Genomic DNA, 17,392 nt, shown 5'->3' on the forward strand with positions numbered 1-17,392 from the left:
CCATACCGATAGTGAACTAATAACAATATCTGCTGTCTTGCTAAAGTATCTTGCATTTTTTTGACAATTCATAACAAAAAAGTGCGCACAACACCGCAAGTTGTTTGCGCACCATACACACCATCAAACCGAACAGCACTTCAAACGCAAAACATCCCAACCATACAAGCATTAACCGCATACATTGCCGCAAGCACCCCGCGGCAATGATGCGGAAATATAACAACAACAGGAGAACTCTATGTCAAACAACAACCGCCGCAATACCCTTATCGGCGCGGCTTTCTTGATGGCCACCTCGGCTGTGGGGCCGGGCTTTCTTACCCAAACGGCCACGTTTACGCAAAGCCTGCTCGCCAGTTTCGGCTTTGTGATTTTGGTGTCGATACTGCTCGACATCGGCGCGCAGCTCAATATTTGGCGCATCATCGCCGTATCCGAACAACGCGCCCAAGACATTGCCAACCGTGTTTTTCCCGGTGCGGGCTATTTTTTGGCTCTGCTGATCGTGATGGGCGGATTGGCTTTCAACATCGGCAACGTCGGCGGTGCAGGTTTGGGCATCAATATTCTCACCGGCCTATCGCCCGAAATGGGCGCGATTATCAGCGGCGCGGTGGCCATCGGCATTTTCTGTTTAGGGAGGCGGGAAAAGCGATGGACAGATTCGCCCAAGTGATGGGCTTCATCATGATCGGTCTCACGCTTTATGTGGCATGGCGGGCATCGCCGCCTTTGGGCGAAGCGGTACTGCGTACTTTCGTGCCGTTAAAACTGGATGCGGTGGCAATTGTTACCTTAGTGGGCGGCACGGTGGGCGGCTACATCACTTTTGCGGGCGCACACCGTTTGCTCGATGCCGGCATTAAAGGCAAATCTTCATTGCCCGAAGTCAACCGCAGCTCGGTTTCGGCCATTCTGATCGCTTCCGTGATGCGGGTTATCCTGTTTCTCGCCGTGTTGGGCGTGGTATCCCAAGGCGTAACGTTAGACCCGAAAAACCCCGCCGCCACACCGTTTGAACATGTTGCCGGCCATGCCGGGCTGCTGATTTTCGGCGTGGTGATTTGGGCGGCCTCGATAACTTCCGTTATCGGTGCAGCCTATACTTCGGTATCGTTTATTTCAGGCTTCAGCCCGCGTATCGAAAAAAACCGCAATGCTTGGATTATCGGCTTTATTCTGGTTTCAACGCTGGTGCTGGCAACAATCGGCCGCCCCGCCCAAGTGTTGGTGTTCGTCGGCACACTCAACGGCTTGATTCTGCCGATTTCCCTCGGCCTGATTCTGCTGGCCGCATACCGTTCCGATATTGTCGGCGACTACAAACACCCGAAATGGATGACGGTGTGCGGTTTGATTGTGGTAATCGCCATGGCGGTATTAAGCGGCATGACTTTAATCAAATACATCGGCTCGCTGGCAGGTTAAAAACCATCTCCTCAAGCAGCCTATATATGAACAGGCCGTCTGAAAAGAAATTTTCAGACGGCCTTGAAGATTGGGGAAAAACAAACTCAACAGCAATACAAACTCACAGCGCAAAGCTGCTGTTTAACTGCCTCACAACATCACCATTAATTTTTCAGACGGCATCATTCCCGCCCGATCACCATAAACTTATCGCGGTTCGCCAACACATATAAGGCAGCGGCGGCCAAATCTTCATCGGCGGCTTCGTAGTAATCGCCGTCCAATTCTTCAAACATGCCGAACTGTGCGCGGATGTCTTCCAACGCCACTTCTTCGTCGGCCATCTGCTCGATGGCTGAACCGTGTTCCGCATACAGGGCTTTGGCTTTTTCGATAATTTTCGGCGTCGGTTTGATCCGCCAGCGGCGCAGGCTGTCGGCCAACGGGTTCATAAAAATATATTCGCCGTAACCTGCTGCAATCAGTTGGAGAAAACCGCCCTCCTGCACTTGGCTGTCGAGATAGCAATAGGCCAGCAAGGTGTGCTGCTCGTCGTTCAGCGCTTCCATGCCGTGCGTTTCACTGTATTCAAGGTAAGCGTCCGACAAGGTATAGAGAAACCCTGCCGGATCTTCGGGGTTCAAATCATCAAGATGGATAATATGTTCAGACATAACAAGAACGGTATTTCGTTAAAAAGCTGATAAAAAATTCAGACGGCCTGACTGCATACTGTCGAGGCCGTCTGAAAATTACACTTCGATACGGTTGGGGGTAAAAGTTTCCCACTTGTTGCAAGCCGGGCAATGCCAGAAAAACACTTGCGATTTGAAATGGCAGTTGCGGCAGCGGTACATCACGGCTTTTTGCAGCTGGCGGCCGACCACCGAACGCATCATATCGGCATCGGCTTTCCAAGCCGGATTCAATTCGCTCAACTGCAAACCCAACAAGCGGTACACGCCGCTCAAATCGGGCTTTTGGCGCACCAATTCGACTGCGGTATGCGCGGCTTCGCTTTCGCCGTTGAGCAGCAGCGATTTTTCATAAATCACGTTGATCAGATCAAGCTGGGGGAAGGTGTGCATATAGCCGATCAGCACGTTCAACCCTTCCTGCGCCCGTCCGAGCGCATCATAAGCATCGTAGAGCCGCTCGCCCACCATGCTCAAATAAGCGTGGTTTTGCTTCTCAATCGCGGTATAGGCTTCGATGGCGGCTTCATAACGCCCGCGCTTCTGCTCGATGTCGCCCAAAATCATATTGGCACGGGTACATTTTTTATTGGCATCCAGTGCTTTTTCAACGTAATGCAAAGCGGTATCGGAATCGCACTTAAACAGGGCGGTTTGAGCCAACTCGCAATAAAACTGCGCGATTTCAAACTGATAAGTCTGCTCGTCGTGGCTTAACAGCTGCGCCATTTCAATGGCCTTTTCCCAATCGCGGTCTTGCTGGTAAATGCTCAACAACACTTGCCGCGCTTCTTTGGCCATGTTGCCGTTTTGCAGGCCAAGAAAAATCTGTTCGGCACGGTCAACCAAACCTGCGCTTTGGTAATTCTGTCCCAGTTCAAACAACACCCGCTCGCGTTTTTCGCCCACGGTATCGGGAGATTCAAGCAGAGCCTGATGCATATTGATGGCTTTGTCGTTCTCGCCGCGCTGGCGGTAAAGTTTGCCCAAAGTGAGATTCAAATCGTAAGACTGCGGCTGCTGGTCGATTACCTCCGCCAGCTCGCGTGCGGCTTTGCCGCTGTTGCGGTCGACCAATGCGTCCAAACTCTTGTAAAAACCGCCCGGCACGGTTTTAGCCTGTTTCAGCACGGTTTTCATATCCACCCGTGCCGCAAACCAGCCCATCGCAAAAAACACCGGCAGCAGGATGATCGGCAACAGCAGAATCCAAAGTTCGTTTTCCATGCCGGATTATTCCTTGCGTTCAGACGGCTGCGAAGATACGGCGGGGGCAGCCGGAGATACGGGCGCCGAGGGCACAACCAAATCCTGCTCGGTTATGCGGGCGGATTTTTTCACTTCGCTGCGCAGGCGGTTGTTTTCGCTGCGTAAAGTCATCAAACGGCCGAACAGGGCAAACAGGCCGAATATGGCGCCGATCACAAAAGCACCGAACAGCACCACAATCAAAGGCAGCTCGATCGGTTGCGCAGGCAGGTAAAAAAACTGAACGGTTTGGGTATTGCTTAAAGCGAGTACTAAAAATACCAATAAAATAAGTATTTTAATAATGCCGGAAATGATTTTCATCACATGCTCCGTATTCTGATTATTTTTGAGGTAAAACAGCAGGCCGTCTGAAGCGGCCGGTGCGGAGGCAACAGTTTAAACGATTTGCCGCCCTTATAGCAAAGAAAGCAGCAAACGACGGCCCGTCGGCGTTTTGTTTTCAGACGGCCTCACAGCCGGCATCCTATCTGCGCATCTGCGCACCGCCGCAATTGTGTACGGTTTTAACACGTTTTGATGATAATCCGCTGCCGATACTTTAAAATTAGGCGGGCATGCCGTACCATACGCCCTGTTTACAGCGGTAAAAACCAAACCCATGCTACTGCGGCGGCCAGCCACCCATGATAAAAAAGGAAACCACATGAGCAACCAAAACGCTACTACTATTGTTATCACGCCCCACGACCTGCCCCTGCATTGCTCCGGCCCGAAAAACGAAACATGGAACGGCCACCCGCGCGTGTTCCTGCCCATCCAATCAAACGGCACCGTCGAATGCCCCTACTGCGGCACGATTTACCGGCTGGAAGGCGAAATCAAAGGCCACCACTAACCGGCAACACACCCGCCCGAACCGGATAAAAGACGCTTTTTTAACCAAGCGTCTTTTTAGGGTGCATCGCCGGCCGCATCGCTCCGCCCCTTCCGCAGCAACAGTGAATTGGCCATGCGGCTTGTAGCGCAGATTAACTTTTTGACTGCCGTGCCGTTTCGGGCTTACCGCCAATCACAACAACACCCCGTTTTTAAGCCTGCACATCATAATATTCATATTCGGCTTTTTCGCAACATCCGGAAAATGTGACAGGCATTTCGTTTATAATGCACCCGTTATTTCTACGGTTGCATAGTTATGATTAAACGCTATTTTCTGATTTTTTCCCTGTTGTGCTGCGCCGCCTGCGGCACCCAAAAAGCCGTTCGCCCCGACGCCCCCGCGCCCGTTGTGGCCGAATCCGAATCCCAAACCATCCACTATAAATCCTACAAAGGCAAACACCTGACCGCCGTGTATTACAACAACCACAGCCCGCTTACGGTTGAATTGCGCGAAGGCAACACCACGGAAACCCTCAAACAGGTTCAATCTTGGGCAAAAGGCGTGGAATACAGCAATGCCTCAACCCGCTGGCATGTTCAGGAAGACCGCGCCACGCTGAAACGAAAAGGCAAGGTAACGGTTTACCGCGAAGTGGATTAATCCGCGCAAAACCTTACTCGCCAACCGTCTCTTTACAACAAAACCCGCTTGCCAAACCGTTATTTATCGGGCTTTGCAAGCGGGTTTTTCAAGTGTGTTCATACCGTTGGGCAATATGCAAACCGTTAACGGTGGCCTGCGGTATTGTAGCGTTTTTCCAAAGTCGCAAACAGCCAACCCAAACACATGGTCATCACCAAATAAATCAGCGCAACAGTATAAAGCGGCGTGTCGTAAATCGAATAACGGCCGGAAATGGTAGATTGAACGTAAGCCAATTCGGTTACGGCAATTGCCGACAACAGCGAGCTGTCTTTCAGCAGCGTAATAAACTCATTGGCCAGCGGCGGCAGCATACGGCGCAACGCCTGCGGCAAAATCACATAACGCATGGCTTGGGGATAAGTCAAACCCAGCGAGCGTGCGGCTTCGATCTGCCCGCGGTCGATAGACTGGATACCTGCGCGGAAAATCTCGGTAATATAAGCTCCGGCATTCACCGTTAACGCCAAAGCACCTGCAATCAAAGCACCGTAATTGCGGCGCAGCTCAATCGCCAAATCACCGCGGATGAGCCAACCGTCGGTCGGGTGGATTAACGCAACCGCCCACACGAAATACCAGATAAAAATCTGCACATATAGGGGGGTGCCGCGAAACAGCGTTACATACACCAATGATACGGTGCGTAAAAACCAAGCGAAAAAGCGGGCAAATACATTGCCTTTTTCAAAACGGGTCAACCGTGCCAAAGCACCGAACAAGCCTAAAACCGTGCCGCCCAAAGTAGCGGCCACCGTCAGCCCCAGCGTGGTCAGTGTGCCGTAAATGAACATCTCGCGATATTCAAGGATAATGTCGAAACGAAAATTCATGTTGCGGCTCTAAATCCATTCAAACGAAAGAGAAAGCCGGCATCACGCAGGTGCCGGACGAAACGAAGTATTTTACAAGAAAATACACATCTTGAAATGATTTATTTCAGACGGCTCTACTCAACATTCAGTTAGATTAAGGAAACGAATGACCAAAACCGCTCTACTCTCCCGGCACAATGCATTTGCCCACCGCGTACTCGAAGTTGCCGGACAACCGGGAGAAACCGTAGAAGTATTCATCGGCAAACCCGAAATTTACCACGACAACGAAGAAGAATGGATTCGCCACTACCGCATCGTCGGCGCAGGCAAAGACTTCAATTTCGGTGTCATCGGTATTGACGGCATACAAGCTTTACAGCATGCCTTAACCCTGATTGACGCCAGCATTATCGGTGCTGACATGCAGCTGACTTGGCTCGGCCAAGACGATTTGGGATTTGTCAAATCCGAAACAAGCTGAGAGGATTTCTTACATCTTAATCCGTCTGAAAGGCTGAAACCCCTCCTCCAAATTGACCTCTCAAACGAAAAGGCGGATAATCCCGCACCTTGTCCGTTTTATGTTTCAGACGGCCTAAGCGTTTGAAACATTTTATTTTTAAAAGCAATACACATCATGAAATCACCCGAACTCCTTCTCCCTGCCGGCGGTCTCGAGCGCATGCGCGCCGCCTATGATTTCGGCGCCGATGCCGTTTATGCCGGCAGCCCGCGCTATTCCCTGCGCGCCCGCAACAACGAATTCGCCAAACTGCCGGTGCTGGAACAAGGCATTAACGAAGCGCACCAACGCGGTAAAAAATTCTTCCTTACCGTCAACACCTTGCCGCACAACTCCAAACTGAAAACCTTTATGGCCGACATGGAGCCGCTGATCGCCATGAAGCCCGACGCGCTGATTATGGCCGACCCCGGCCTGATTATGCAGGTGCGCGAAAAATGGCCGGAAATGCCGATTCACCTTTCCGTGCAGGCCAACACCACCAACTACTGGGGCGTGAAATTCTGGCAAAAAATCGGCGTGGAGCGGATTATCCTCTCGCGCGAATTGAGCATGGAAGAAATCGCCGAAATCCGCCAAGAGTGCCCCGACATTGAATTAGAAGTGTTCGTGCACGGCGCATTGTGTATCGCCTATTCCGGCCGCTGCCTGCTTTCCGGCTACTTCAACCACCGCGACCCCAATCAAGGCACCTGCACCAACGCCTGCCGCTGGGACTACACGGTTCACAACGCCGAAACCGATGAAATGGGTGATGCCAAATTGTTGCAAGGCTTTAATTTCAACCAAGCGCAAGAAGAAGCCAATGCCGCATTTGAAGGCATCAACGGCCAAGTGCGTCACCCCGAAGCCAACAAAGTGTTCCTGATTGAAGAAGCCAACCGCCCGGGCGAGCTGATGCCGATTATGGAAGACGAGCACGGCACCTATATTATGAATTCCAAAGACTTGCGCGCCATCGAGCAAGTGGCCAAACTCGCCGAAATCGGTGTGGACAGCCTTAAAGTGGAAGGCCGCACCAAATCGGTTTACTACGTCGCCCGCGTCGCCCAAGCCTACCGCAAAGCGATTGACGATGCCGTGACCGGAAAGCCCTTTGATTACAGCCTGTTGGCCGAACTCGAAGGCTTGGCCAACCGCGGCTATACTTCGGGCTTTTTGGAACGCCACCAAACGCAGGAATACCAAAACTACCTGCACGGCCATTCGCTGGCCAAACAAAGCCAGTTTGTGGGCCAGATTACCGAAATCGATGCCGACGGTTGGGCGACGGTGGACGTGAAAAACCGTTTTGCCGTGGGCGACACCATTGAAATCATCCACCCGCAAGGCAACCAAACGCTGGTGCTGGACGCCATGACCCGCAAAGGCGAAGCTGTGGATGCCGCGCCCGGCAACGGCATTCAGGTGAAGATTCCCAACATGCAGGGTAAAGATAAAGCATTGATTGCGCGGATTATGAATCCTTAACCCAAATCCGGCGGCCGGCAACGAGGCCGTCTGAAAAACCAACTGCACCTCACAAGTTAGATGCTTCCCACTTGTGAGGTGCAGTTTTGTTATCGTTCACAAAAGACCGGTGCAAGGCCTTTGCTGCCCTATCTTTCAACCCGATTTAAATACAAAAATCCGCTTGAGTACTCAAGCGGATTTTTAAGAATCTGGCACGCCCACGGGGATTCGAACCCCGGTTGCCGCCGTGAAAGGGCAGTGTCCTAGGCCTCTAGACGATGGGCGCGTAACCGAAACGCGCAACTATACCGATACGCAACACACTTGTCAATAAAACACCTGCATAACGCCTTTCAGACGGCCTGCCGCTACGGTATAATGCCGCGGTTTAATATGAAAGAAATGCCATGTGGTTCAAACAAATCAGCTTTTACCCGCTCAACACAGACAAACTTCCCGCCCTCGAAACATTGGCCGAAAAACTCAACGAAGCCGAATTCACGCCGTGCATGGGTTTGGATTGGTTCAGCGAAGGTTTTTCCGCTCCGGTTTCCTTTTCGCCCGAAACCGTTTTCCCTGCTGACTACACTTGGCGCGTGGCATTAAAAAAAGAAGAAAAAGTATTACCGGCAGGCGTGATCCGCGATATTTTGGACGAACGCGTTGCCGAAATACAGAACGCAGAAGCCCGTAACGTCGGGCGCAAAGAAAAACAAGAATTAAAAGAACAAATTACCGACGACTTATTACCGCGCGCCTTTACCCGCAGCAGCCGCACCCAAGCCATTTTCGACACCAAACACGGCTATCTCTTTATAAACAACGCTTCGGCCGCCAAAGCAGAAGGCATGCTGACCAAACTGCGCGAAGCATTGGGCGGTTTGGAAGCACGTTTGCCCAATGCCAAACAATCGCCCGGCAGCTTGATGACCGACTGGCTGCTGCGCGGCGCGGCCGAAGGCGGCTTCGAACTGGACAGCGATTGCGAGCTGAAAGGAACGGGAGACGTAGCACCGGTGGTTAAAGTATCCAAACAGGATTTAACCGCCGATGAGGTTATCCAACATGTGAAAAACGGCAAAACCGTTACCCAGCTGGGGCTGATATGGCGTGAACAAATTTCATTTATCCTCACGCAAGACTTCACACTCAAACGCATTCAATATCTGGATGTTTTGCAGGAAGAAGCCGAAGGCCACGGCGACGATGCCGCCAGCCTGACATTTGCTTCGCAAATCCTGATGACCGAGGCTTTGAGTACGATGCTTGAAGAATTGGCCGGCTATTTGGGCGGCTGGCAGGAATAACCGCCAAACCGCCCCCGCCGCTTAAACCGCAACAGGAAACAGCCGATTATTGCAACGGCTGTTTTTTTTGCTTATCGGAGCCTCTGCCCTATTTGCGGGTTTGGCAAAGGTCTCAGGCCGTCTGAAATTATTTGCCTGCCGCAAACCATGATTCTGCAAATTCAGGTAAAATAGCGGCGATTTTTACCCTTACAGAAAGCCCGAAACATGAGCGATTCATTGAGCTACCGCGACGCAGGCGTAGATATCGACGCAGGCGACCAACTCGTTGAAAACATCAAACCTTTTGCCAAACGCACCATGCGCCCCGAAGTATTGGGCGATTTGGGCGGCTTCGGCGCACTGGTGGAAATCGGCCAAAAATACCAAAACCCCGTGCTCGTTTCCGGCACCGACGGCGTTGGCACCAAACTGAAACTGGCTTTCGATTGGGACAAACACGACACCGTGGGCATCGACCTCGTGGCCATGAGCGTGAACGACATTCTGGTGCAAGGCGCAGAGCCGCTGTTTTTTCTCGACTACTTCGCCTGCGGCAAACTCGATGTCGCCCGCGCCACCGATGTGATTAAAGGCATCGCCCAAGGCTGCGAAGAATCCGGCTGCGCCCTCATCGGCGGCGAAACCGCCGAAATGCCCGGCATGTATCCCGAAGGCGAATACGACTTGGCCGGCTTCGCCGTGGGCGTGGTGGAAAAAGACCAAGTGATCAACGGCCGCAGCATCGTGCCCGGCGACGTGGTGCTGGGCTTGGCTTCCAACGGCGCACATTCCAACGGCTATTCATTGGTACGCAAAATCATCGAGCGCGACCAGCCCGATTTGGACGCACCGTTCGACGGCAGCAAAACCCTGCGCCAAGCCATCATCGCGCCCACCCGCCTGTATGTAAAACCGATTCTCGCCGCGCTGAAACAGTTCACCATCAAAGGCATGGCGCACATCACCGGCGGCGGCATCACCGAAAACGTACCGCGCGTGCTGCCCGAAAACACCGTTGCCCAAATCGACGCCAACGCATGGGAAATGCCCAAGCTGTTCCAATGGCTGCAACAAGCGGGCAACGTGGCACAACAGGAAATGTACCGCACCTTCAACTGCGGCATCGGCATGGTGGTCATCATCGCCAAAGAAGATGCCGACGCGGTGCAGAAATTCTTGGCCGAACAAGGCGAAACCGTTTACCGTTTGGGCGAAATCCGCGAACGCAACGGTGACGAACATCAAACCCAAGTGGCCTAACATCAGGCTTACTTCACTAAACGGAGGCCGTCTGAAAAAACATTTTCAGACGGCCTTGCCTTCAAATCAAAGCCATTCAACCCCATGAACATCATCGAAAAACAAGCCTTAAAATTCATCCTCAAACACACGCAGGAAACGCATCAGCAGGAAATGTCCGACTACGTTCAAACCCATTGGGCACGCTACCGCGCAGGCGAAATCAATCTGCAGGAAGCCAAAACACTCGCCAAACAAGCCCGCCCGATGCTGAAACCCGAAAGCGTGGCCGAGCTGACCGAGTTTGTGAAAACGTGGTCTAAACGTTTGAATTTCAAATAATCTCTATCTGATGCCGTCTGAAAGCGGGCTTTGCGAGCTTCGCTAAAACAAGCCGTGCGGGTTCCGCTAAAACCCCGTCTCAGCTTTTCAGACGGCCTCTCCCAACGCAATACGCACAATCCGTTGGTCTAAATTCCGCTTACCCCAACGGGTACGGTAAAACAAGCGGGCGATCCACGGATAGCGGTGGCCGCAGCAATCGCTTAAATAAGCCACATGTTCGACACGCAAGCCGGGCAGCCACTTTTCCATCTCACCTGCATCAACCACCGACCATTTGAATTCGGGGCGTTCGCTGCCTTGATTCATTTTCCCCAACGCATCATGGTGCTTCGCTCTACCGACCGCAAACACCGGCACGATATCGAATACCACGACCACGCCCGGCAGCTTGTGCGACAGTTTGGCAAACAGCGCCTGCACTTCCACCACGTCGAAATACATCAGCACCCCTTCCAACACCAGCAAAACGGGCTTGCCGTGCGCCGCTACCGTGTCCATCCAGCTTTCATCAAACATCGACGCAGCCAAATAATGATTGCCGTCTTCGGGCAGCAGTTGTCGGCGCAGTTCAATCACTTCGGGCAAATCCAAATCATACCAAGCGGTAACGGCGGGTTTGCCCAAACGCTCAAAACGCGCATCCAGCCCCGCGCCGAGCTGCACGACCACGGCATCGGGGTGTTTGGCCAAAAAGCCTTTGATTTCATTATCCATCAAAGCGGCTCGCCCGCAGCAGCCGGGCTGCGACATCTTCGCTCCGGCAAACGTGCTGAAATCGTAGTCGATCTGCTTCATCATGCGTGCGGCCGCCTCGTCCCGCAGCAGCGCATCGGCGCGGTCGTTTTCTACCGCTTTCGCCCACAGCGTAATCAGCATGGTTTCCGATAAAGCGCCGACTTTATCGGGAGAAATTTTACCGTTCATCAGCATGCCCTCCACCTTAATAGGAATTATTCTCAATCATAGCACATACCCGTTTCAGACGGCCTCACGCATTCCCGCCGTACTCCCGCACCTTCGGGCAATCTTTTAATACTCTTAAATACCCTTAACCCGCCCCCGCCACCCGAAAAAGCGTTTACAATAGCCTGCGTTTGGGTGGCACTGCCCGATGCTGCCGCCTTGCATTGAATACAAAGGAAAAATCATGAACTTCAACGACTTGTTCAACCGAAACGAATTTGCATCACGCCACATCAGCTTTAAAGACGAAGCGGCTTTGCTGGAAGCCCTCGGCGAAAGCAGCATGGAAAGTTTTATCGACAACACCGTGCCGCAAAGCATCCGCATGCCGTCCGAACTCAACCTGCCCGAGGCCTTGAGCGAGGCCGATGCGTTGGCGAAGCTCAAAGGTGTGGCGGCGAAAAACAAGGTGAACAAAAGCTATATCGGCTTGGGCTATTACCCGACCCGCCTGCCGAATGTGATTTTGCGCAATGTGCTGGAAAACCCGGGCTGGTACACGGCTTATACGCCTTATCAGTCGGAAGTGGCGCAAGGCCGTTTGCAGGCTTTGCTGAACTTCCAGCAAATGTGTATCGACCTCACCGGCTTTGACGTGGCGGGCGCGTCGCTGTTGGACGAAGCAACGGCGGCGGCCGAAGCGGTGGCGATGGCCAAACGGGTGAGCAAGTCGAAATCCAACCGTTTCTTTGTGGACGAGCGTGTGTATCCGCAAACGCTCGACGTGATGAAAACCCGTGCCAAATATTTCGGCTTTGAATTGGTGGTGGGCGATTTTCAGACGGCCTCCGAAGGCGATTTCTTCGGCGCGCTGTTCCAATATGTCGGCAAAGACGGCGATGTGCGTGATTTGGAAGCCGTGATAGGCCGTCTGAAAGAAAAAGGCGTGATTGTAGCGGTGGCGGCCGACGTGATGAGCTTGGTGTTGCTGAAATCGCCCGCTTCTTTAGGCGCGGACATTGCTTTGGGCAACACCCAGCGTTTCGGCGTGCCGATGGGCTTCGGCGGCCCGCACGCGGCTTACTTTGCGTTTAAAGACGAATTCAAACGCTCGGCGCCGGGCCGCATCATCGGCGTATCGAAAGACGCTTCGGGCAAACCCGCGCTGCGCATGGCCTTATCGACCCGCGAGCAGCACATCCGCCGCGAAAAGGCGACTTCCAACATTTGTACCGCGCAGGCTCTGCTGGCCAACTTGGCGGGCATGTACGCCGTTTACCACGGCCCCGAAGGGGTGAAACGCATTGCCAAGCGCATTCATGCGCTGGCGGCGGCGTTTGCCGATGCGGTGGTTTCAGACGGCCTCAAAGTGCTGCATGAAGTGTTCTTCGACACCGTGGCCGTAGATTGCGGCGCGAAAGCCAAAGAGATTTATCAAGCCGCCTTAAACGCGGGCTACAACCTGCGCCAAGTGAACGACAACGTATTGGCCGTGGCGTTCCACGAAGAAACTTCCGCCGACGATTTTGCCAAGCTGGTGGAACTCTTCACCGGCAAAGCACAATGCCTGTCTGAAAAAGCCTCGAGCAAACTTTCAGACGGCCTGTTGAGAAAAGACGCCATCCTGCAACACCCCGTGTTCAACAGCTACCACACCGAACACGAAATGCTGCGCTACCTGAAAAAGCTGGAAGAGCGCGACTTGGCAATGAACCGCAGCATGATTTCGCTCGGCAGCTGCACCATGAAGTTGAATGCCACCAGCGAAATGCTGCCGATTACATGGCCCGAGTTCAGCAGCATCCACCCGTTCGCCCCGCGCGACCAAGTAGCGGGCTACATGCAGATGCTCACCGATTTGCAGGAGCAGCTCAAAGCCATCACCGGATTTGACGCGATTTCCATCCAGCCGAACTCCGGCGCACAAGGCGAATACACCGGCTTGCTGTCTATCCGCCGCTATCACGAAGCCAACGGCCAGCCTAACCGCGACGTGTGCCTGATTCCCCAATCCGCACACGGCACCAACCCCGCCACCGCACAAATGCTGGGCATGAAAGTGGTGGTCGTGAAAACCGATGAAAAAGGCAACGTCGATATCGAAGACTTGAAAGCCAAAGCTGCCGAACATCAACAAAACTTGGGTGCGCTGATGATTACCTATCCTTCCACCCACGGCGTGTATGAAGAAGGCATCCGCGACATCTGCAAAATCATCCACGACCACGGCGGCCAAGTGTATATGGACGGCGCAAACATGAACGCCCAAATCGGCATCATGCAGCCCGCCGAAGTGGGCGCGGACGTGCTGCACATGAACCTGCACAAAACCTTCTGCATCCCGCACGGCGGCGGCGGCCCCGGTATGGGTCCCATCGGCTTGAAAGCGCATCTCGCCCCGTTCGCCCCGAGCCACACCGTATCGCCGGTGGAAGGCGCAACCGACGGCATGAGTGCCGTATCCGCCGCGCCTTACGGCTCCGCCAGCATCCTGCCGATTACTTGGATGTACATCACCATGATGGGCAAAACCGGCATGGAGCAGGCCACCCAATGGGCATTGCTGAACGCCAACTATGTGGCCAAAGAATTGAGCGCGGATTACCCGATTCTCTACACCGGCAAAAACGGCCGCGTCGCGCACGAATGTATCGTCGATTTGCGTCCGCTTAAAGCCGAAAGCGGCATCACCGAAACCGACATCGCCAAACGCCTGATGGACTACGGCTTCCACGCCCCCACCGTATCGTTCCCCGTGGCCGGCACATTGATGATCGAGCCGACCGAAAGCGAAAGCAAAGCCGAACTCGACCGCTTCATCGCCGCGCTGAAGTCCATCAAACAGGAAGTGCTGAAAGTACAAAACGGCGTATGGCCGAAAGACGACAACCCGCTGGTAAACGCCCCGCACACCGCGTTTAACGTAGCCGGAGAATGGAACCGTGCCTACACCCGCGAAGAAGCCGTGTTCCCGCTGCCGTATGTGCGCGAAAACAAATTCTGGCCGAGCGTCAACCGCGTGGACGATGTGTACGGCGACCGAAACTTGGTCTGCTCTTGCCCGCCGATGAGCGCGTATGAAGAGTAAACCGACAATCGGCGGATAAGCTGATGAATCAGCGTGAAACAGCCGAAGCGTGTTTGAAGCGCGCTTCGGCTGTTGTTTTTCAATAAGGTCGGCACTTTGACAAAATAATCTGAGACCTTTGCAAAACCCCCAGATGTGGATGCAGTTCAAGGCGTAGCAGCACAGCGAGTGCAGACATATCATATAGATAGGCAAACGAGCGAGCAGCGCACAACGCAGAAATGCGCCGCAGACGGGGGTTTTGCAAAGGTCTCAATCTACATAACGGCTTGCGCAGGGGAAGATATGCAATCCTCCCCTAGGTTTGGCTTTTGATGCGGATAGTTAAGAACCATTGCCGGTTGCACAAAGGCTTGAGGCCGTCTGAAACCAAACTTTTTCAGGCTTTCAGACGGCCTCAAACACCAATCCCAAGCAGATTATTTCCGATACAGGTTTGCAGCATCACAAGGCTTTCGTTAATATCCACCCGATACACCATTTCTTTCCCGCTTTTTATATTATGTCCGCATTTGATCTTACCGACTGGCTGCTGTTTGCCTTGCTGCTGTTGCCGATTTTGGCCACCCTGCTCCCTTTAATCAACCACAGCCATTGGACGTTCCGCATCTTCGACTTTCCCCGTCCGCAGATAGCCGCAGTAAGCCTGTTGTGCGTGGTGCTGAACATTCTTTGGCAGCAGCACGAACATCCGCTCTTCATCGCCTTTGAAATCCTCAACCTCGCCTGCTTCGCCTACCAGCTCAAAGAAATCGCCGCCTACACCCGCCTGAGCAAACCCGAAGTGCTCCAGTACAAAGGCGACGACAACGACCGCACCATCTCACTGATTACCGGCAACGTGCTCACCCACAACCGCCGAGCCGACCTGCTGCTCAACCAAGTACGCCAATATCAACCCGACGTCGTGCTCACTTTGGAAAGCGACGACTGGTGGGAACAACAACTCGCCCCGCTCGAACACGAACTCGACTACACCTACACCGTAAAAATCCCGCTCGACAACCTATACGGCATGCACCTATACAGCCGCCTGCCCCTGCAAAACGTCGAAATCCGCCATTGGGTTGCCGAAGACATCCCCTCGATTGCCGCCGAGCTGCAACTGCGCTCCGGCGAATGGATACGCATCTACTGCCTGCACCCCATGCCGCCCAGCCCCACCGAAGCCGACACCTCCACCGACCGCGATGCCGAACTGCTGCTCGTCGGCAAAGAAATCGCCAAAAACAACCATTCCGTGCTCGTGTTCGGCGACCTAAACGACGTAGCATGGTCGCGTACCTCGCGGCTGTTCCAACAAATCAGCGGCCTGCTCGACCCCCGCAAAGGCCGCGGCATGTACAGCACCTTCCACGCCGGCTACCCACTCCTGCGCTGGCCGCTCGACCACATTTTCCACAGCAGCGATTTCATGATGAGCCGCATCGAAGTGCTGCCCGCCATCGGCTCCGACCACTTCCCCGTATACGGCAAATTCCAATTCGCCCCCGCCGCCGAAGCCGTGCAGGAAAAAGAAGCCCCGGATAGGGAAGAAAAACAAGAAGCGCGTGAAAAAATCGCCGAAGCGGAACCGATTAAAGAAGTAGTCGCCGAGAAATATACGGAAAACGGTAAATAACCGACCTATGAACAAATACGGTGCATATGTAAATAACAAGTAAGTAATCGACGTAATTACAATAACGATACGGTTATACTCGTACTTCACCCGAGCATAGCGGATATGCTATTTTTTAATTCATTCACCATAACATTCAACAAGAGGCCGTCTGAAAATATACTCAAAATCTTTTCAGACGGCCTTACTGTATTTAACGCGATCCGTCGCGCGGTAACTCAATCAACGGCGGAATCGGCGGGTCTTGATAGCTTTCGTCGATTTCAAACCCTTGCGCCCGGGCTTTATCTTCATCCATTTTCCGGTATATGGCATAGCTTTTGAATTGTTTATTTAAAGCATCATTGTATGTAGGCTTACCGAACTGTTCCTGTGCATTCAAACGGACTTGATTCCAATATGCCTCAATCGTAACTTCCAGCGCATACTGACCGTTTCCATATTTATCGCGATATTGCTCGGAATCATCTTTACCCAAAGAAAAGCTTACTATCACGCCATCCGCATATAAGTCTCCCAATCTGGCACGGTGCGGAAGTTTTTTCCATTCTTCCGCTGTCAATTCAATAGTAGTCGGAATACCGGAAGTCCATTTTTCATTTAGCCAGCCGTCTTCAATTTCAAAAAAAGCAGCCGCATTTTTACGGTTGCGCTTAATTCTAGGCTCACTGCGGTAAATCAAATCCCTCCACCCCGCCTGATGCATCTGCCTGATCAAACGGTAAAAGTTTTGTCTGGCTTCTTCATCGCTAATGTTGCTGGTTTTACCTAGATCGGCATAAATGATTAATTTGTGTATGCCCAAAAAAGGTTCCTGATTATATTCATGAGCTGTAACCGAACCCACATAAGGCAACTTGAATGAATACTTACCGTGTTCAAATAAAGCCGTTTTTTCAGGTGCGAACGTAGCCGAGTAACGGGTTAAAGAATACGGTTCTCCCGGAGATTCGTCATCGATATAACCGGTAAAACGGTTGGCAAAATGTTGGGCAGATTCCGGCAGGGTTATCGACACGGTTTCAGGCAGGGTATCTTTTTGCGGTTCTTGCTGCATAGGTTTGCACGCTCCCAGCAAACCTACCGTCATCGTTAACAAACAAATCAATATCTTTTTAAACATGGTCGTGTGCATTGGCATTTATCTGCCGGCTGATATTTGAAAGCAAGGAAACAGATAAGATTTAACAAGAGGCCGTCTGAAACTGT

General features: G+C 52.8%; 16 protein-coding genes, 1 tRNA gene and 1 pseudogene. 10 read left to right on the plus strand and 8 right to left on the minus strand.

Going from position 1 to position 17,392, the window contains the following annotated elements:
* Nucleotides 1–241 precede the first annotated feature (241 nt).
* Nucleotides 242–1,431: pseudogene (locus tag AKG43_RS04165) on the plus strand (NRAMP family divalent metal transporter).
* A 164-nt stretch (nucleotides 1,432–1,595) separates the two neighbouring features.
* Here the strand turns inward: AKG43_RS04165 and AKG43_RS04170 are convergent.
* The 3 genes from AKG43_RS04170 to AKG43_RS04180 all read right to left on the minus strand — a co-directional run bounded on the left by AKG43_RS04170 (nucleotide 1,596) and on the right by AKG43_RS04180 (nucleotide 3,680).
* Nucleotides 1,596–2,087 (minus strand): DMP19 family protein, encoded by a 492-nt coding sequence (locus AKG43_RS04170; protein ID WP_054599319.1) that lies wholly within the window; start codon nucleotides 2,085–2,087, stop codon nucleotides 1,596–1,598.
* A gap of 78 nt (nucleotides 2,088–2,165) precedes the next feature.
* Nucleotides 2,166–3,335 carry a lipopolysaccharide assembly protein LapB gene (gene lapB, locus AKG43_RS04175; RefSeq protein ID WP_054599320.1) on the minus strand — a complete coding sequence of 390 codons (1,170 nt, stop codon included), beginning with the start codon at nucleotides 3,333–3,335 and terminating at the stop codon, nucleotides 2,166–2,168.
* 6 nt (nucleotides 3,336–3,341) lie between these two features.
* Nucleotides 3,342–3,680, minus strand: coding sequence for a lipopolysaccharide assembly LapA domain-containing protein (locus AKG43_RS04180; RefSeq protein ID WP_054599321.1), 339 nt, complete (start codon nucleotides 3,678–3,680; stop codon nucleotides 3,342–3,344).
* Between the two features lie 343 nt (nucleotides 3,681–4,023).
* Here AKG43_RS04180 and AKG43_RS04185 point away from each other — a divergent pair, with 343 nt between their 5' ends.
* Complete coding sequence (locus AKG43_RS04185) at nucleotides 4,024–4,215, plus strand: zinc-finger domain-containing protein (protein ID WP_054599322.1); 192 nt, start codon at nucleotides 4,024–4,026, stop codon at nucleotides 4,213–4,215.
* A gap of 300 nt (nucleotides 4,216–4,515) precedes the next feature.
* Nucleotides 4,516–4,863 (plus strand): hypothetical protein, encoded by a 348-nt coding sequence (locus AKG43_RS04190; protein WP_054599323.1) that lies wholly within the window; start codon nucleotides 4,516–4,518, stop codon nucleotides 4,861–4,863.
* A gap of 125 nt (nucleotides 4,864–4,988) precedes the next feature.
* On the opposite strand, the gene AKG43_RS04195 is transcribed toward AKG43_RS04190, so the two are convergent.
* The gene (locus AKG43_RS04195) at nucleotides 4,989–5,738 is read right to left on the minus strand and encodes an amino acid ABC transporter permease (RefSeq protein WP_054599324.1); all 750 of its coding nucleotides are present in this window, start codon (nucleotides 5,736–5,738) and stop codon (nucleotides 4,989–4,991) included.
* A 148-nt stretch (nucleotides 5,739–5,886) separates the two neighbouring features.
* Here AKG43_RS04195 and AKG43_RS04200 point away from each other — a divergent pair, with 148 nt between their 5' ends.
* Complete coding sequence (locus tag AKG43_RS04200) at nucleotides 5,887–6,204, plus strand: hypothetical protein (protein ID WP_054599325.1); 318 nt, start codon at nucleotides 5,887–5,889, stop codon at nucleotides 6,202–6,204.
* 156 nt (nucleotides 6,205–6,360) lie between these two features.
* Nucleotides 6,361–7,716: a tRNA 5-hydroxyuridine modification protein YegQ gene (yegQ, locus tag AKG43_RS04205; RefSeq protein ID WP_054599326.1), complete on the plus strand. Its 1,356-nt coding sequence runs from the start codon at nucleotides 6,361–6,363 to the stop codon at nucleotides 7,714–7,716.
* A 192-nt stretch (nucleotides 7,717–7,908) separates the two neighbouring features.
* Here the strand turns inward: yegQ and AKG43_RS04210 are convergent.
* Nucleotides 7,909–7,984, minus strand: a tRNA-Glu gene (locus tag AKG43_RS04210).
* A 121-nt stretch (nucleotides 7,985–8,105) separates the two neighbouring features.
* On the opposite strand from AKG43_RS04210, the gene AKG43_RS04215 reads away from it, so the two are divergent.
* The 3 genes from AKG43_RS04215 to AKG43_RS04225 all read left to right on the plus strand — a co-directional run bounded on the left by AKG43_RS04215 (nucleotide 8,106) and on the right by AKG43_RS04225 (nucleotide 10,568).
* Nucleotides 8,106–9,005 (plus strand): recombination-associated protein RdgC, encoded by a 900-nt coding sequence (locus AKG43_RS04215; protein WP_054599327.1) that lies wholly within the window; start codon nucleotides 8,106–8,108, stop codon nucleotides 9,003–9,005.
* A gap of 207 nt (nucleotides 9,006–9,212) precedes the next feature.
* A complete protein-coding gene (purM, locus tag AKG43_RS04220; RefSeq protein WP_054599328.1) occupies nucleotides 9,213–10,247 on the plus strand; it encodes a phosphoribosylformylglycinamidine cyclo-ligase in 1,035 nt (344 codons plus the stop codon).
* Nucleotides 10,248–10,331: 84 nt separating this feature from the next.
* Nucleotides 10,332–10,568 (plus strand): hypothetical protein, encoded by a 237-nt coding sequence (locus AKG43_RS04225; protein WP_054599329.1) that lies wholly within the window; start codon nucleotides 10,332–10,334, stop codon nucleotides 10,566–10,568.
* Between the two features lie 87 nt (nucleotides 10,569–10,655).
* Here AKG43_RS04225 and AKG43_RS04230 read toward each other — a convergent pair whose 3' ends face one another.
* Nucleotides 10,656–11,495: a class I SAM-dependent methyltransferase gene (locus AKG43_RS04230; RefSeq protein WP_054599365.1), complete on the minus strand. Its 840-nt coding sequence runs from the start codon at nucleotides 11,493–11,495 to the stop codon at nucleotides 10,656–10,658.
* Nucleotides 11,496–11,718: 223 nt separating this feature from the next.
* Here AKG43_RS04230 and gcvP point away from each other — a divergent pair, with 223 nt between their 5' ends.
* Nucleotides 11,719–14,562 carry an aminomethyl-transferring glycine dehydrogenase gene (gcvP, locus tag AKG43_RS04235; protein ID WP_054599330.1) on the plus strand — a complete coding sequence of 948 codons (2,844 nt, stop codon included), beginning with the start codon at nucleotides 11,719–11,721 and terminating at the stop codon, nucleotides 14,560–14,562.
* Nucleotides 14,563–14,641: 79 nt separating this feature from the next.
* On the opposite strand, the gene AKG43_RS13175 is transcribed toward gcvP, so the two are convergent.
* A complete protein-coding gene (locus AKG43_RS13175) occupies nucleotides 14,642–14,839 on the minus strand; it encodes a lipoprotein signal peptidase (RefSeq protein ID WP_231718106.1) in 198 nt (65 codons plus the stop codon).
* 225 nt (nucleotides 14,840–15,064) lie between these two features.
* Between AKG43_RS13175 and AKG43_RS04240 the strand changes: the two genes are divergently transcribed.
* Entirely contained in the window at nucleotides 15,065–16,183 is a 1,119-nt protein-coding gene (locus AKG43_RS04240; RefSeq protein ID WP_054599331.1) for an endonuclease/exonuclease/phosphatase family protein, read from the plus strand.
* Between the two features lie 193 nt (nucleotides 16,184–16,376).
* Here AKG43_RS04240 and AKG43_RS04245 read toward each other — a convergent pair whose 3' ends face one another.
* A complete protein-coding gene (locus tag AKG43_RS04245) occupies nucleotides 16,377–17,306 on the minus strand; it encodes a hypothetical protein (protein WP_082402968.1) in 930 nt (309 codons plus the stop codon).
* Nucleotides 17,307–17,392: the final 86 nt, after the last annotated feature.

Origin of the sequence: Neisseria sp. 74A18 (assembly GCF_001308005.1) — a bacterium.
GTDB classification, from domain to species: Bacteria; Pseudomonadota; Gammaproteobacteria; order Burkholderiales; family Neisseriaceae; genus Neisseria; species Neisseria dumasiana.

Bases quoted from the DNA above. Each gene is read 5' to 3' on its own strand.
- AKG43_RS04170 (WP_054599319.1), bottom strand. From the start codon at position 2,087: ATGTCTGAACATATTATCCATCTTGATGATTTGAACCCCGAAGATCCG.
- lapB (WP_054599320.1), bottom strand. From the start codon at position 3,335: ATGGAAAACGAACTTTGGATTCTGCTGTTGCCGATCATCCTGCTGCCG.
- AKG43_RS04180 (WP_054599321.1), bottom strand. From the start codon at position 3,680: ATGAAAATCATTTCCGGCATTATTAAAATACTTATTTTATTGGTATTT.
- AKG43_RS04185 (WP_054599322.1), top strand. From the start codon at position 4,024: ATGAGCAACCAAAACGCTACTACTATTGTTATCACGCCCCACGACCTG.
- AKG43_RS04190 (WP_054599323.1), top strand. From the start codon at position 4,516: ATGATTAAACGCTATTTTCTGATTTTTTCCCTGTTGTGCTGCGCCGCC.
- AKG43_RS04195 (WP_054599324.1), bottom strand. From the start codon at position 5,738: ATGAATTTTCGTTTCGACATTATCCTTGAATATCGCGAGATGTTCATT.
- AKG43_RS04200 (WP_054599325.1), top strand. From the start codon at position 5,887: ATGACCAAAACCGCTCTACTCTCCCGGCACAATGCATTTGCCCACCGC.
- yegQ (WP_054599326.1), top strand. From the start codon at position 6,361: ATGAAATCACCCGAACTCCTTCTCCCTGCCGGCGGTCTCGAGCGCATG.
- AKG43_RS04215 (WP_054599327.1), top strand. From the start codon at position 8,106: ATGTGGTTCAAACAAATCAGCTTTTACCCGCTCAACACAGACAAACTT.
- purM (WP_054599328.1), top strand. From the start codon at position 9,213: ATGAGCGATTCATTGAGCTACCGCGACGCAGGCGTAGATATCGACGCA.
- AKG43_RS04225 (WP_054599329.1), top strand. From the start codon at position 10,332: ATGAACATCATCGAAAAACAAGCCTTAAAATTCATCCTCAAACACACG.
- AKG43_RS04230 (WP_054599365.1), bottom strand. From the start codon at position 11,495: ATGAACGGTAAAATTTCTCCCGATAAAGTCGGCGCTTTATCGGAAACC.
- gcvP (WP_054599330.1), top strand. From the start codon at position 11,719: ATGAACTTCAACGACTTGTTCAACCGAAACGAATTTGCATCACGCCAC.
- AKG43_RS04240 (WP_054599331.1), top strand. From the start codon at position 15,065: ATGTCCGCATTTGATCTTACCGACTGGCTGCTGTTTGCCTTGCTGCTG.
- AKG43_RS04245 (WP_082402968.1), bottom strand. From the start codon at position 17,306: ATGTTTAAAAAGATATTGATTTGTTTGTTAACGATGACGGTAGGTTTG.